This is a genomic window from Psychrobacter piscatorii (assembly GCF_043641605.1).
Classification (GTDB): domain Bacteria; phylum Pseudomonadota; class Gammaproteobacteria; order Pseudomonadales; family Moraxellaceae; genus Psychrobacter; species Psychrobacter piscatorii_C.
Map to the genome: position 1 here is coordinate 282818 of NZ_JBHZRK010000001.1, position 15609 is coordinate 298426.

13 protein-coding genes are annotated in these 15609 nt (G+C 45.5%); 3 read left to right on the top strand and 10 right to left on the bottom strand.

The window, feature by feature from the left end:
• Positions 1-93 precede the first annotated feature (93 nt).
• From tdh to ACHUET_RS01290, 10 genes are all read right to left on the bottom strand, one after another.
• On the bottom strand, positions 94-1119 hold the full coding sequence (gene tdh / locus ACHUET_RS01245) for an L-threonine 3-dehydrogenase (protein WP_394209991.1): 1026 nt from the start codon (positions 1117-1119) through the stop codon (positions 94-96).
• A 63-nt stretch (positions 1120-1182) separates the two neighbouring features.
• The gene (gene kbl, locus ACHUET_RS01250; protein ID WP_394209993.1) at positions 1183-2373 is read right to left on the bottom strand and encodes a glycine C-acetyltransferase; all 1191 of its coding nucleotides are present in this window, start codon (positions 2371-2373) and stop codon (positions 1183-1185) included.
• A 78-nt stretch (positions 2374-2451) separates the two neighbouring features.
• Positions 2452-3198: a pyridoxine 5'-phosphate synthase gene (locus tag ACHUET_RS01255; protein ID WP_394209995.1), complete on the bottom strand. Its 747-nt coding sequence runs from the start codon at positions 3196-3198 to the stop codon at positions 2452-2454.
• A gap of 63 nt (positions 3199-3261) precedes the next feature.
• Entirely contained in the window at positions 3262-4137 is an 876-nt protein-coding gene (locus ACHUET_RS01260) for an N-acetylmuramoyl-L-alanine amidase (RefSeq protein ID WP_394209996.1), read from the bottom strand.
• A 95-nt stretch (positions 4138-4232) separates the two neighbouring features.
• Positions 4233-5597, bottom strand: coding sequence for an APC family permease (locus ACHUET_RS01265; protein ID WP_394209998.1), 1365 nt, complete (start codon positions 5595-5597; stop codon positions 4233-4235).
• Positions 5598-5753: 156 nt separating this feature from the next.
• Positions 5754-6491 carry an MOSC domain-containing protein gene (locus tag ACHUET_RS01270; protein WP_394210000.1) on the bottom strand — a complete coding sequence of 246 codons (738 nt, stop codon included), beginning with the start codon at positions 6489-6491 and terminating at the stop codon, positions 5754-5756.
• Between the two features lie 210 nt (positions 6492-6701).
• Positions 6702-7115 carry a ribosome silencing factor gene (gene rsfS / locus ACHUET_RS01275; protein WP_201601366.1) on the bottom strand — a complete coding sequence of 138 codons (414 nt, stop codon included), beginning with the start codon at positions 7113-7115 and terminating at the stop codon, positions 6702-6704.
• 131 nt (positions 7116-7246) lie between these two features.
• Positions 7247-8167 carry a nicotinate-nicotinamide nucleotide adenylyltransferase gene (locus ACHUET_RS01280; RefSeq protein WP_394210003.1) on the bottom strand — a complete coding sequence of 307 codons (921 nt, stop codon included), beginning with the start codon at positions 8165-8167 and terminating at the stop codon, positions 7247-7249.
• Between the two features lie 359 nt (positions 8168-8526).
• Entirely contained in the window at positions 8527-10674 is a 2148-nt protein-coding gene (gene pta / locus ACHUET_RS01285; RefSeq protein ID WP_394210005.1) for a phosphate acetyltransferase, read from the bottom strand.
• A gap of 134 nt (positions 10675-10808) precedes the next feature.
• On the bottom strand, positions 10809-12041 hold the full coding sequence (locus tag ACHUET_RS01290) for an acetate/propionate family kinase (RefSeq protein WP_394210007.1): 1233 nt from the start codon (positions 12039-12041) through the stop codon (positions 10809-10811).
• Between the two features lie 723 nt (positions 12042-12764).
• On the opposite strand from ACHUET_RS01290, the gene lptM reads away from it, so the two are divergent.
• From lptM to dapF, 3 genes are all read left to right on the top strand, one after another.
• Positions 12765-13079 carry an LPS translocon maturation chaperone LptM gene (lptM, locus tag ACHUET_RS01295; RefSeq protein ID WP_394210009.1) on the top strand — a complete coding sequence of 105 codons (315 nt, stop codon included), beginning with the start codon at positions 12765-12767 and terminating at the stop codon, positions 13077-13079.
• Positions 13080-13125: 46 nt separating this feature from the next.
• On the top strand, positions 13126-14502 hold the full coding sequence (gene lysA, locus ACHUET_RS01300) for a diaminopimelate decarboxylase (RefSeq protein WP_394210011.1): 1377 nt from the start codon (positions 13126-13128) through the stop codon (positions 14500-14502).
• A 205-nt stretch (positions 14503-14707) separates the two neighbouring features.
• Positions 14708-15595: a diaminopimelate epimerase gene (gene dapF / locus ACHUET_RS01305; protein WP_058025622.1), complete on the top strand. Its 888-nt coding sequence runs from the start codon at positions 14708-14710 to the stop codon at positions 15593-15595.
• Positions 15596-15609: the final 14 nt, after the last annotated feature.

Below are 15609 nucleotides of genomic sequence, written 5' to 3' on the forward strand. Positions count from 1 at the left end.
ATCCAAAAAAAACGGCACTGAAATCAGCGCCGTTTTAAAAGTCGCGACAATGTAAAAGCTAACTACGACTCGTCAAATACTGAATCGCTAAAATCAATCCCAGCTTAAAATCACCTTACCGCATTGCCCACTTTCCATGATATCAAAGCCTTTTTGAAACTCATCAATGTGCATGCGATGGGTAATGATTGGTGTCAAATCAATACCGCTGATCAGCATTTGCTCCATCTGATACCACGTCTCCCACATCTCACGGCCATAAATACCTTTTAGGGTTAGCGCCTTAAAAATAATCTTGCTCCAATCCACCGTGGTGGTGTTAGGCAAAATACCCAAGAGCGCAATTTTGGAGCCGTTATACATGTTACTAATCATCGAATCAAAAGCTTGAGGCGAGCCTGACATCTCAAGCCCAATATCAAAACCGTGCATTTTTAGCTCAGCAATGGCGCCTTCGATGGTTTCACCTTTGGCTGGGTTGATGGTCATCGTCGCGCCCATTTTTTTGGCAAGCTCTAAGCGATAATCGCTGATATCGCTGACCACAATATTACGTGCTCCTGCGAAGCGGCAAATCGCCGTTGCCATTGACCCAATCAGTCCTGCACCCGTGATTAGCACATCTTCACCAAGGACAGGGAATGAAAGGGCGGTATGAGTGGCGTTGCCAAAGGGGTCCATAATGGCGGCCATCTCATCGCTGATACGCTCATCGAGTTTGATGACATTATCGGCAGGTATCACCAAGTATTCGGCAAACGCGCCATCACGGTCAACGCCCACGCCTATAGTGTTTTCGCACACATGCAGCTTACCTCGGCGGCAGTTACGGCAATGTCCACAAGCGATATGGCCTTCGCCTGTGACGCGGTCGCCCACTTCAAGATGCTTGACACCATCGCCCATTTCACTAATGACACCGACGTATTCATGTCCGATAATCATCGGCGTCTTGATGGTGTTTTGTGACCACTCATCCCACTTATAAATGTGCAAATCTGTCCCACAAATGGCAGTTTTTTTAATTTTAATTTTAACGTCATTGATGCCGACGGTCGGCTCTGGCACGTCTTGCATCCAGATGCCTTTTTTATCATGGGCTTTAACCAGTGCTTTCATACTTTTCTCTTATTTAACGGTGTTGCATTTTATTGTTGAATCTAGATAAATACCGAACGACGCTTAATCAATCACTTTCATTTGCTTGGCGACTTTGGTAAAGGCGGCGATACACTGGTCTAGCTGCTCGCGAGTATGAGCGGCAGAGAGCTGGACACGAATGCGAGCCTCGTCTTTGGGGACAACAGGGTAGAAGAAGCCAATCACATAAATGCCCTCTTCAAGCAGTGCCTCTGCCATTTGTTGCGAGACATTAGCGTCATACAGCATCACCGCGCAAATTGCCGATTCGGTGGGCTTGATATCGAAGCCTGCATCTTGCATTTGCTTGACAAAATAAGCGGTATTTTCATGCAGTTTGTCTTGTAGGGTATTGTCCTCTGCTAGCATCTCAAACGCTTTCAACCCAGCGGCTGCGATCATGGGCGGAATGGAGTTGGAAAACAAATATGGGCGTGAGCGTTGACGCAACATCTCAATCATTTCTTTTTTACCCGTGGTAAAGCCGCCAATCGCACCGCCAAATGCCTTGCCTAATGTACCAGTGATCAGCTCAATATCACCGCGTAGATCAAACAATTCAGTCACGCCGCCACCCGTGCGACCGACGACGCCTGCTGAGTGACACTCGTCAATCATGATCATAGCATCGTATTTTTGTGCCAACGCATAAATCTCATCCATCGGCGCCACATTGCCATCCATTGAAAACACGGCATCGGTGACAATTAAACGAAAACGTTGTGCTTGCGCTGCTTGCAATTGTGTCTCTAAATCTTGCATATCTGCATTGGCATAGCGATAACGCGCCGCTTTACACAGGCGCACACCATCGATGATTGAGGCATGGTTTAACGAGTCAGAAATAATGGCATCCTCAGCGGTCAGCAATGGCTCAAAGACACCGCCATTGGCATCGAAACAGGCCGCATAAAGAATCGTGTCTTCGGTATTAAAAAACTTAGAAATCGCCGCCTCTAATTGCTTATGTAAATCTTGCGTACCACAAATAAAACGTACCGATGACATGCCATAACCTGAGTCTTCAATAGCCTCGGTAGCCGCCTTTTTAATCTCAGGATGGTCAGACAATCCAAGGTAATTATTGGCACAGAAATTCAGCATTTCACGGCCGTCGGCGATTGTGATGAGCGCATCTTGCGGAGAGGTGATAACGCGCTCGTTTTTATACAGACCTGCGTCGCGGATATCGCTTATTTCTTGTTGTAGATGTTTCTGAAAGGCTTGGTACATAATGATTCCTTTTTTACTATTATTGGCGTTTGCTTAGGAGTTTTTGATAGGACCAAATTATTTGCTTATTGATGCGAGTTAAGCACAGATGTCTAAATACTGACGCACCACATTATCCATGCCTTGCTCTAGTGATTCAATCGTAAACGCATGACCGATAGACACCTCAGCGATATTACCAAGACTGAGTAACTCGGCTAAATTCTCTAAATTCAAATCATGACCGGCGTTGACGCGAATGCCGTTGTCACTGGCGAGATTGATACAGTCGCTAAAGCGTTGCTTGACCTCATCGAAATCAATATTGTCATCGCGCTTACCATTACTGTAGGCGCGCGCCCATTCTTCGGTATACATCTCGATCGTTTGCACGTCGCTGTCGATGACGGCTTTGATTTGCTCGATATCAGGATCGATAAATACCGCGCAGCGTGTGCCAAACCCTTGCAGCTCATGACTCAGCGCTGAGAGCATGTCTTTATGTTTGATGATATCGAAACCATGATCGGAGGTCAGTTGGTCTTCGCTGTCGGGCACGAGGGTACATTGATGCGGTTTGACCTCGCGAATCAGAGATAAAAACTGCTCGTTCGGGTTGCCCTCGATATTGAACTCGATGTCTTTATAATCTTTTAAAAACGCACTGATATCATAGACATCTTGGTATCTGATATGACGCTCATCAGGTCGCGGGTGCACGGTAAAGCCTTTGACACCCAGATCAATCAGCTTCTTCACGAAGTACAGTAGGTTGGGATAATCTGTGCCGCGAGAGTTTCTGATTAAAGCGAGTTTATTCAAATTGACGCTAAATAGAGTGCTCATAATATGTCCTTTTTCATTGTTGTTATGGATGGATTATTGGTTATTAATGGCTAATACCTAATTTTAGTAGAAGTCATCGCGACTAGCATACTTCATATTGAGCGCCTGCAATATCGCATAGGTTTCGCTATCCATATTACCCGTTGGCTGCTGCGGTCTGAAATGCAATTGAAACGCATAGATCACATCACGGCTGGGCTTGTCCCACTCGTCGCTATTATTGATTTGATAGCCGTATTTTCGAAAGGCTTGCTTGATCTCCTGCACGCTTGGCGCGACCAAGGTACGCCGACTCATAATTTCTTGCTTGTCCGCTTCATTATACCAAGCGCCGATACCGTACTCTTTGTACAGTTGCTCCCATGGGAATTTTGCACCCGGGTCGATCTTGCGCGAGGGTGCCATATCTGCATGACCGATGATGTTTTTTGGTGAGATGTCATAGCGTCTAGCGATATCTTGCACCAGCTCCGCAACTTTTTTAATCTGCAATTCATCAAACGCCACATAATGCTCATAAGGATGGTAATCCATATTGCCATTCTTTAGCGCGTCTCGATATTCAGGCTTGATCCCTGCGTTGACGATTTCGATACCGATAGACGTATCATTGAGGATGGTTCTACCTGAAAAGCCACCGTCGCCTGCATGCCACGCGCGCTCAGACTCTGGAACGAGGTTATAGATTTTATCATCGTCGTTGTCCAAGACCAGATAGTGCGCGCTGACATTGCCCGTAGTCAGTGTTTTAATTGAACGTTCATTATCTGAGACCGTATAGTGTAGGACGATGGTTTTTATGCGCTGGCTTTTGCCAGTCGATTGATAAGTGTCGCTGTCGACGCTGTAGTTTTTGGTTGTTGCCACTGGTGAGGTCGTGGTTACGCAGCCAATCAAAGGCAGAGTTAAGCCAAGTGCTAAGAAGATGTTTTTTACCATGAAATGCTCTATATAGGAAGAGTTGTGGTTATAGCTTCGTTTGCGTTTGATGCTATTGGTGTCTATTTCGTTCGACAGGTAAATGCTACTTTCCGTTAACTAACGACAGACTTAACGTTAGGATTGACTGCGATTTTTTTATAACCAATTGCCCCGAGCAGAATAAAGAATCCCAATAAGACATAAGCATTAAATGATAGCGCCGCTGGTGAAAATGGTAGTAGCAATAGCGATATAAAGACCACACTGATCAATACAGAGAGATAATTTAGTAAGCCTGCCTGTTTCTTTTTTCGCTCATTGATAAGGTCAGCGGTCGTGACATAAGCGAAGCCAACCGTAATGCCCAAGGACGCCATCGTCACGATATCGAGTAGGTAGTTTCTACCTAGCCAAGGAGAGAGTAGACATACCAAGCATATCAATATAACGGTTTTTTGCTTACTAAATTGGTTGCGTTTATCTGTAAATACGCTAGGCAATAACGACGTGTCGCCCATAGATTCTAAGAGCTTAACTGATGACAATATAAAGCCGTTGATACCGCTCATTATCGAGCCAATCATAGCGATCGATAGCAGCCAGATACCGATGCTACCAATCCGATTGTCTATGCCTTCACCTGTCGCCCAGTGGCTGTCTTTGATTGCTTGATAGTCAAAGTTCATGTTTAGCGCGGTAAAGTAATTGATTAAAAAGTAAAACAACACACCTGCGATGAGTGAAATTAGGATAATACTTTTGGTCTTGGTTTTTGAATCGCTAATGGCTTTTGAAATCTGAGGTGTGGTCTCAAAACCAACATACGCCCACGGCATAACGGCCAAGATAGGTAACCATGCCAGACTGGTGATAGAGCTGCTAGACATATCAGCTGGCAAAAACGCTTGGCTCGTTGGTGTCATCCAAAGCGATGCAAAAAACAGCGCGGTGACTGATAGAATCATAAAGAGGGCAATATAGAGTTGGATTTTTGCGCCGACTCGTATGCCTTTTAAATTGATATAACTGAACAAAATAATAGCCGCGCTGCATAAGAACACTTCACTGGCGTAGACTTCCCAACCAGCAATCGTATACAGATAGCCTAATTGTAAGTCGCTAGGTAACAGATAGCGCAATAGCAAAGCGACAGCTGATATATTAAGCGCGATAATAGAGATATAGCCTATCGTGACGCCCCAACCATAAATATAGGCATGCTTGCGATTGATGTATTTTTCAATCCAATAGATACCGCCTGATTCATTCTCTGGCGTTTGGGTCAGCAAATTAATATAGGCACGCGCAACCATATAGATGGCTAAAGTACCGATAATAATAGCAATAGAAGAGCCTAGTAGCTGTGACTGTGGCAAAAATAAATCGCCTGGCATGACATAAGCACCCCAACCGATAATCGCACCAACGCTAATCGCTATCGCTTGTAGGTAGCTGATACTTTCTGTCTTTTCACTCATGGGGTGCTCCTTCACAATTAAAGATAGAGAAGGAGAGAGTGTTTATTATGGAGCTGACATAGAACATGAAAAACCTTGTGACGCCATTACGCAGGGTAGTGGCTATCTTTTATAAATAGAAAGTCATATTAAAGGTTTTTGTTGAGTGTTACCTTTTTAATCCTGTTGGATTTTCTTAGCCAGAACCTTTTTCCAACTTTCTTCCAAACATTCAATCTCGAGCCACGGCTCAATCACCTCAGCGTCAAACTTCTCTTTTGAGTTAGACAACTGCCAAAGTGTCTCAAGCGTAGCAAACGGATAAGGACGTTCGACTAAGTAGACCGGCAAATCAGCGTTAATCATGCCATCACGCACCACTTGAAAATACCAGCCTGAGATACCTTGTTTGCTAACCCATGCCGCGATATTAGGCACCTTGGTAAATTGGCCAATCTGATCGTTGATTTTGTAGCACGGGCGGCGCGGTTGAACGATACGCAGTTGTACGCTATCTTCACCGTTTATTTTGTCGTCGCCATACTGATAAACATCGCCAATACAGACGTTAGACTCATCCATCTCAGGCAAGCCATCAACGGCTTCAGTGGTAAGGTTTTCTCCAAGCGTACCGACACGTACTTTTAGGTCAAACTCTGTGTTGATTTTTTCATAAGTGGCCGTTGGCAGTTGATGTACGGCCTTGAGTGGGCCGCCATGATGTTTGCGGTCGGCTTGCTCGTCAGTGGTCAATCCCATAAAGTTGACGGCGACGGGTGCTGTAATGGGCGCTTTATCGATGGCGCTCATTTCTTCACGAGTGAACGGCATGGCTTTGCCTGCGCGGACACATACCAAATTTGCCACATGCAAGGGTAGGTCAATCTCAGAATTTGAGCGGTGAGTAGCAGACATGGGCAATCCTTAATGATACGTGAGAGCAGGACAAAATTTGCGCGGCAATAGTGGTAAGGATGATAGCAATCTATCCGACAATTATCCATTTTAATGGCTGTTTATCATGACAGATATGTCTAAATATCGGCACAAAAAAGACCAGAATAACAATTCTGGTCTTTTTGATTTCATGCTTTTAGTATGACAAGATTATTGTACTCAATAATCTTATTTGTTCTTGTTGCGACGACCTGCGGTTTTCTTTTCACGCGGTGTGGCAACCAGCTCAGCCAACTGATCCGGTGATGACCATAGGCCCTCTAAGTCATAGAACTCACGCGCTTGCGGGGTCATGATATGGACAACAACCGCGCCCAAGTCAATCAAAGTCCAGTCAGAGTCGATACCGCCTTCACGGCCAAGCGGCATAAAGCCTGCTTGTTTGGCTTCAGCGCCGACGCTATCCGCCATCGCGCGTACATGACGTTTTGAGGTACCATCAGCGATGACGATACGTTCGGTGACGTCAGTTAAGTCTTCTACATTCATTACAGTGATGTTCTTTGCTTTCATATCATCTAGCGCGCTTTGTACAAGGTTCAAGCACACGGTTAAGCGTTCTTCGGTCATGGTGTTGATCATAAATTTTAATCTCTTCAATCGTAACTATTAAAAATAAAGGGGTAAAACGTCAATTTGTCTGATTCGACTGATCATATGTCGTCAGTCACGTATAGAGACAGGATAAGCAAAATGACATAGATAAGGCGATTTTAACGGAATTGAGCAGCAGAATATAGCTGATGGGCGATAATATAGTGATAAACGGCAGGATTGAGCCATTTAGCTAATGAATTGGGGTGAGTATTGCTCATAATATCATTTATTGGTGCGATAGATGCGATTTGCCTGTTAGTGACGGGCATTTTATTTGTTTCAGTCGCCAATATTTGTAGTTGTTCGCGTATTTGTGTACTTGATACGGCAGTGATCGGTCGCGTATCTATATAAATGCGTCCTTTCATAGCGCTTTTCAAGTCAGTGCTATCTGTTTCTAAGCTATCTACCAAGCATCGAGTAATTGGGGTTAATAATTCAATCGGTGAGTCGGTTACATGTGATTGTAAAGGTAGAGGCAGTTGCGATTGTAAGGTTGCTAGATATTGCGAGGCCGCTATAGGGTTTTCAAATGATGTCGCACTGTTAGAAATTCCACCATTGATATGATCGCTATCCTCACGATTAAACACCCACAGATTGACATAGTCGGTAAGTTGTAAGCCGTCTTTCCATTTATCCAAACTGCGCGCGCTGTCCATACCCATGATAAATATCAAACAATCATTAGGATACTGCTGTCTGAGTGCGCGCACACTATCAATCGTATAGACGGGCGGCGCTTGCCACAGCTCCAGCTCGTTGATTTGTATCGGTGTGTCTTGCGTTGCGAGTTGCAACATGGCCAAGCGATGAGCGGGATCTGTGCTTTGCGTTTTGAATGGCGAGCGCGCATTGGGTAATAAAGATACATGTAAGGGGCGGTTTTGCTGCGTTGCGATTGGCAACAAGTCCTGATAAATGTGTAGAGCCACTTCTAAATGACCACTATGTACCGGATCAAATGAGCCGCCAAGATAAGCACGGATAGCAGGGGCAGTTGTTTTTTTTTGAGGATTGATGCTCGTATTTGACATAAATAAATGCGTAAAAAGAGATGAAGTATCTGTTGGTATCAAAGCACCTTACTTTTTTATTCGCTAACCTTTTTATATTAACTGAATCATAGCGCTATTGTAGAGGGCAGGCGAGTATCTGTCACCACTATCTATCACCACCTATAGTCAGTGAAAATTAATACCGCTACATTATGCACTGTTAAATCAATTTTTTTGCTTGCTGTGCCTGCGCAGACAGAGGCTGCAAAAATTGATATTAGCAGTACCGTATCTTTTTTGAGATACTTTGACTATACCACCACAGCACCAATAAAAAACCGACCATCATGATGATAGTCGGCGGTATAACGGACTTTGATTGGCAAATCGTATAGCGATTAAATCAGATCGCTATACGCTTGGATGGCGGTTAGCGCGATGGTATAGACGATATCATCAACGAGCGCGCCACGCGATAGATCATTGACTGGCTTATTCAAACCTTGCAGCATCGGTCCAACGCTGATGACATTGGCGCTACGCTGCACTGCTTTATAAGTGGTGTTACCAGTATTAAGATCAGGGAAAATAAAGACGTTGGCTTGACCTGCGACAGGAGAATCAGGCGCTTTTTGTTTACCCACACTCATGACCGAGGCGGCATCATACTGTAGTGGGCCGTCGACTTTGAGGTTTGGCGCACGCTCACGGACGATTTGAGTGGCACGAGCGACTTTTTCGACATCAGCACCTGCGCCTGATGAGCCCGTAGAATAGCTGATCATCGCGACTTTTGGATCGATACCAAAGGCAGCAGCAGACTGTGCCGATTGGATGGCAATTTCAGCCAACTCTTCAGCATTCGGATCAGGATTAATCGCACAGTCACCATAGACAACCACTTGCTCAGGCAACAGCATAAAGAACACTGATGATACGAGCGAGTACTGCGGCGCGGTTTTTATTAATTGAAACGCTGGGCGTACGGTATTGGCAGTGGTATGAATCGCACCTGAGACCAGACCATCGACCTCATCTAGCTGCAGCATGATAGTGCCAAGATACACCGTATCTTTTAGATATTCAGCGGCGACGTCTGCGCCAGTTTTACCTTTGCGGCGCTCCACGACAGCAGCGATATATTTGCTCATATCAAGGGTATCGGGGTCAATGATTTCTAGACCTTCTGGCAACGTCAAATCGCGATTTTTGGCGACTTGCTCGACATCGCTACGCTTGGCCAGTAGTACGCAGTTGGCAATACCGCGGCTTTGACAGATACAGGCCGCTTCGACGGTACGTGGCTCAGAACCTTCTGGCAATACGATACGTTTTTTGGCGTGCTGTGATTTTTTGACCAACTGATGGCGAAACGCAGATGGGGACAAGCGCGGTTCATGATTACGGCTAAAGTATTCTTTAATCCAGCTCAAATCCAAATGAGCAGCGACATAACGCGCTACTTCTTCTGCACGCTCAGTGTCATCGCTTGGAATCTCAGAACTCATATGCATCAAGCTCTGTACCGTTTGATAGCTGTCGCTCTCTACGCTCATGACAGGGATGCCGGTTTTGAGCGCTGATTGCCAAAGCTCAGCGACCGTTTTGCTTGGGGTGATACCGCCAGTGAGTACCAAACCTGCCAATGGAATCCCATTAATACAGGCCAACCCAGCAGCCAGCAATAAATCATCACGGTCACCAGGCACCACCATTAACGTACCGCGCTTAAAGACTTCGTTGACGCGTGCTACCGAGCGCGCCGTTAGACTAATGCGATTGATACGACGTGTTTTTGCTTCACCGATATTGAGCCAAGTAGCATCCAGCTCTGTGGCAATATCCCATGTGCGCGGCACTGATAACGAATCACTAAAGGGAACGACACCGATAAGGCGAAACGCATCAGTATTGAACGAAGGCGATAGGCGCTGCACTTCTTGCAAAAAGGTTGGATCTAAGCTGACGACTGCCTCACCCGGAGCGACTGGTTGATTTTCAAAGGTATTGGGTACGTCTTGTACACGCATCAATATCACGCCTAATGTACGTGCATCCATGACACCGCCGAACTCGCGAGCATGCACATCCAATTTGTCTGCTAAATAGGCAGGTTTGCTGATATCCGCCGTACTGACAAATATAATCTTGGCATCTAAAGCATGGGCAAGCGCACGGTTGATTTGTGAGGCGTAAGAGGTCTCAGTGGTCGGCACCAGACCTTCACAGATGATGACCTCAGGGCCATCATCAATTGTATGATAATTGGCAATCACTTCTTCCATCAAATCATCAAGATTGCCATCGCCCAGCATCCGCTCGACGTGCTGACGGCTGATCGATTTGGGCGGCTTTAGACCAAAGGCATGCATGGTCAATGCACTTGAGCTGTCTAAGCTGTGCTGCTTATCCAGCGTATCGTCTTGCAAAAACGGCTTCATAAAGCCCGCTTTGATACCGTTGTAATCAAACGCGCGAATCAGTCCAAGCGCGGCTGATGTCACACCGATACCGCGGCTAATGGGAACAAGTAAAATGGTCTGCATAGTGTATCCTACGGTTTATTTTATTATTAAGTTCAATTCACCCTTGGCAGAATGAGCAATGTGTTGAGTATTTACGCCATAGCTTTATAGCAAATGCTAAGTATATAGGTATGGCGTATCAAACACTTTCACGCTTATATTAAATTCAATGCCTGACGCGTCTCTTGAGCAATACGGTACTCTTCGTCAGTTGGGACGACCCATAGCTCGATACTGCTGTCATCTGCGTGGAAGCTGCCTTCTTTACCACGAACCAAACTGGCATTTTTGTCAGCATCTATTTGGATACCGAAATGACGCATCACTGCCAGGATTTTGGTACGTGTAATGTCGGAGTTTTCACCGATACCGCCAGTAAAGACAATACCAGTAAATTCTGGTAGCGCACAGCTAAGACTGGCCAGATATTTACCAGCACGATAGCAGAACATCTCGATAGCGAGCTGCGCATCTTCGTGACCTTCACTAGCTGCTTGCTCAATGGTACGTAAGTCGTTAGACAGTCCTGAGATGCCGAGTAGACCGCTTTCATTATTGAGCATTTTGTCGGTCTCTTCTAAGCTCATATCGAGCTGACGCTTCAGATGCATGTGCAAGCTAGGATCTACATCGCCACTACGCGTGCCCATCATGAGGCCCTCAAGCGGGGTCAAACCCATGCTAGTATCGAGACTTTTGCTATCGTATACTGCCGCTATTGAGCAACCATTACCCAAATGCGCGGTCAACCAACCATGTGGGCCTTTTGCCTCGGTGATTTGGCTAGTGCGTTCTGAGACATAGGCGTGAGACGTACCATGAAAACCATAGCGACGGATTTTATGTTCTTCGTATAGATACTTTGGTAGCGCATAGCGAAAAGCAACGGGCGGCATGGTCTGGTGAAAAGCGGTGTCAAACACCACTACTTGTGGCATATCAGGATAGATCGCCTGAACCGCTTCGATACCTAGGGCGTTTGCAGGGTTGTGTAGCGGAGCTAGTATCTTGAGGCGCTTCACTTCTGCCAATGCATGCTCGTCAACGCGAACAGCTTTAGAATATTCGCGACCACCATGTACCACGCGGTGCCCGACGGCGATGAAATGATACTGCTCTAGTAGCTCAAGGATTTTTTGTAGTGCCAGCTTATGGCGACCACCAGGGATAGAGATTTCAAGCTTTTCACCGTTTAGGGTCGTGTGTTTAATACGGGCAGTATCGAGACCTAGGTTTTCGGCAAGACCAGTGATACGAGTAGAGTTGTCATCGCTAATCAACGCGTATTTGATGGAAGACGAGCCGCAGTTTAAAACCAAAGTTGGACTGGTCAGGGTTGATGTTTCAGAGTTCTTATCATCAAAAGTGGTCGTTAGGCTGGCGCTCATACTCTATCCTTAGATTGGTTTTTATAGGTGGGTTTTTGTAGGTCGAAAATCATCATATCGTCAGATTACTATGATAAAAATGACACTTATATCGCATCGTGTTCATATTACGGTGATGATAGATTGATCGGTGTTTAACACAAAATTAGCCATATCCATGCTGATCTATCAAACAAGTATATGATAGATCTTAGTCATACTGAGGCTGATGGTTGTATCTTATTACTATATAGCAGTACCGCCGAATCGTAGGCCTGCGCCTCATCATAGCCGTAAGGTCGCGGTATAATGTAACATATTTTTGTAGCTATACCGCGATAACGGTAAGGTTTAAAATTGGTGTCTATCAAGCGTTCAAAATATTGGTACATCTGTTATAGCTAGTGGCTCCTAGGCACTTTAGTCATTGACTATGGGCTGTTGTAGAGCAACCTTATAAATATCAAAAATTGTAAGAAATATTGTCTAAATACCTATCAGACATGTTTTTATGCGCAAATTATCAAGCGATATCGTCAGTAAATTATGATGAAAGCATCAAACCAATCCCCGCTATGAGCCAAATTTATTAGCCAATGCTGTTCAGTATGCGTACAGCTTTGTGTCATAATGCTATGATTAAAACTTTGATATTGGCTATGCTTTGGCTGCCTTTTTCGCTCTTTATTTATTACGATTTTTAATCGCACTTACACCGCTACACGCTCACAGGTTATCCACTCTATGTCTACTATACTTCGCTCATCAGAAACTGGGCATATCGCCTTATGGAGGCTTGCCAGTCGCCGCGCCATTACTGCTTTAGTCATTGGCAGTGCGATGATGGTAGGGTTGTCAGGCTGCGGGCAAAAAGGCGCTTTGTACTTACCAGAGTCCAGTAGCCAAACGGTAGAGGGTAGCCCATCTGTACTAAATAGTACGAGCCACCCACAAGATGCTGCTTTTGCAGGTATTGATGATGATACCTATCAAAAAAATGACTATCTAGATGAACAGCAAATACTGCCTGAGCCGAGTACGGATCCTAACGATTATTAATTTTTATTCTTACCCTTGATACCCTGATTATATTAGAGATGTTTATATGAGTCATTCTGAACTACCTGCTGACGTAACCGATTCTGCCACTGGCGAATCTGTCACTATTCAAACTGAGCACGGTCTATATGTTGATCCTAAAGCGTTAAGCGCTCATTTGCCCGCGCTAAGCTATCGCGACGATGCACTATATATGGAGCAGGTCAGTGTTGATGAGTTGGCAAAACAATATGGTACGCCATGCTATGTTTACTCAAAGCAGGCGATACTGGATGTTTATAAAGCCTATACCGATAGCTTCGCCAGTCTCAATCATCAGGTATGCTATGCGGTAAAAGCAAACTCGAATCTTGCAGTGCTTGGGGTGCTTGCGCAGGCAGGCGCTGGGTTTGATATTGTCTCTCGTGGTGAGCTAATGCGTGTATTGGCTGCAGGGGGCGAGGCAGCGCGCGTTGTTTTCTCAGGTGTTGGCAAAACATATAGCGATATCGAGTATGCACTGACACAAGGTATTGGCTGCTTTAACGTCGAGTCAGTCAGTGAGTTGAACTTAATCAACGAAGTAGCGGCAGCACTTGATAAGCGTGCACCAATCTCATTACGCGTCAATCCAAATGTCGATGCCAAGACGCATCCGTATATTTCAACAGGTCTTAAAGACAACAAGTTCGGTATTACCCACGAAGACGCTCTAGCGGTCTATCAGCAAGCGGCAGATTTATCGCATATCGATATCGTTGGTATTGATTGTCACATTGGCTCGCAGCTGACTGAAGTTGCGCCGTTTGTCGCCGCACTAGATAAAGTTATTGAACTGATACATAGCCTGCGTGATCATGGTATTGAGCTGCGTCACATTGATTTGGGTGGCGGTCTAGGCGTGCGCTATATCGATGAGACGCCCGTGTCTATCGATGAGTTTGCCGAGGCTTTATTGCCAAAATTGAGCGAGCTTGGTTTGACCGTACTCTTTGAGCCGGGTCGTAGTATCGTTGCCAATGCTGGCGTGCTGTTGACACAAGTCGATGTACTCAAGCCGACTGAGCACAAAAACTTTGCGATCGTCGATGCTGCGATGAATGACTTGATTCGTCCTGCTTTATATCAAGCTGAAATGGCCGTGATTCCAAGTACATTGCCGAGCGATGGCATTGATACAAATGGTACAAAGCCGTGGGACATCGTTGGCGCGATTTGTGAGACAGGGGATTTCTTAGCAAAAGAACGCTTACTATCACTATCTGAAGGCGATGTGCTGGCTATGACAGGCGCGGGTGCTTATGGTTTTACCATGAGTAGTAATTACAACTCACGTCCGCGTGCCAGCGAAGTGATGGTATCAGGTAATAACCATCAGCTCATCCGCAAACGCGAAACGGTTGAAGCCTTATATGCTGACGAAATACTGTGGCAGGATAAATAAAGCCGCCAACACTGACACTGTTTTTGCATAATAAATAAAACCCACCGTGATGATAACGGTGGGTTTTTTATGGCAAACTCGAATGGCGTATATCGAGTTTGAGATATAACGATAAGTTGGTATTTGATGGCGGTGATAATTATGATTGTATCTGACAGCGTGCTAATATAAGCCATACATAAAAATAGGATAGGACATCAAAGATATGCTAATAGAATTTACTAAAATGCATGGGCTGGGCAATGATTTTATGGTTATCGATTTGGTGACCCAGCGCTTAGATTTGACCAAGGAGTTGGTAGAGTTATTGGGAGATCGTCACCTAGGTATTGGCTTTGATCAATTGCTTGTGGTCGAGCCACCGATGCGCCCCGATGTTGATTTTAGTTACCGTATTTTTAACACGGATGGTACAGAGGTGGAGCAATGCGGCAATGGTGCGCGTTGTTTCGCTCGTTTTGTCCAAGCCCGTAAACTGTCATTTAAGCAGCGTCTGCGTGTTGAGACGGCCAGTGGCATTATCTCTTTGACCACTGATCGGTTTGGCTGGGTAGAAGTCGACATGGGTAAGCCCAAGTTTGAGCCAAATGAGATACCCTTTAGTCCAAGAGCCACGACCAAAATCCAAAACACTTATCACCTAGATGTAAATGGCACACCTGTGCAGCTATATGTTGCCAATATGGGCAACCCACATGCTGTTATCAAAGTCGATGATGTGCTTGATGCTGAGGTTGAGACGTTGGGTAAAGCCATTGAATCCCATCCAGCATTTCCAGATCGTGTCAACGTGGGCTTCATGCAAGTGATGAACCAGCGTCATATTCGTCTGCGTGTGTATGAGCGCGGCGTGGGCGAGACGCAAGCCTGCGGCACGGGCGCCTGTGCCGCAGTTGCAGTTGGTATAAGAGAGGGCTGGCTCGATGAAGGTGAAGAAGTGCGCGCGCAGCTCTATGGTGGCAGCATGATCATCAAGTGGCAGCCAGGCTATTCAGTTATGATGACGGGTCCGACTGCTTTTGTTTATGAAGGAGTCTTTAGTCCAGATGGTTTGATGGCGCAAGCAGGTATTAAGCCAAGTTCTGAAGGCTGATATCTGTCGTTAGA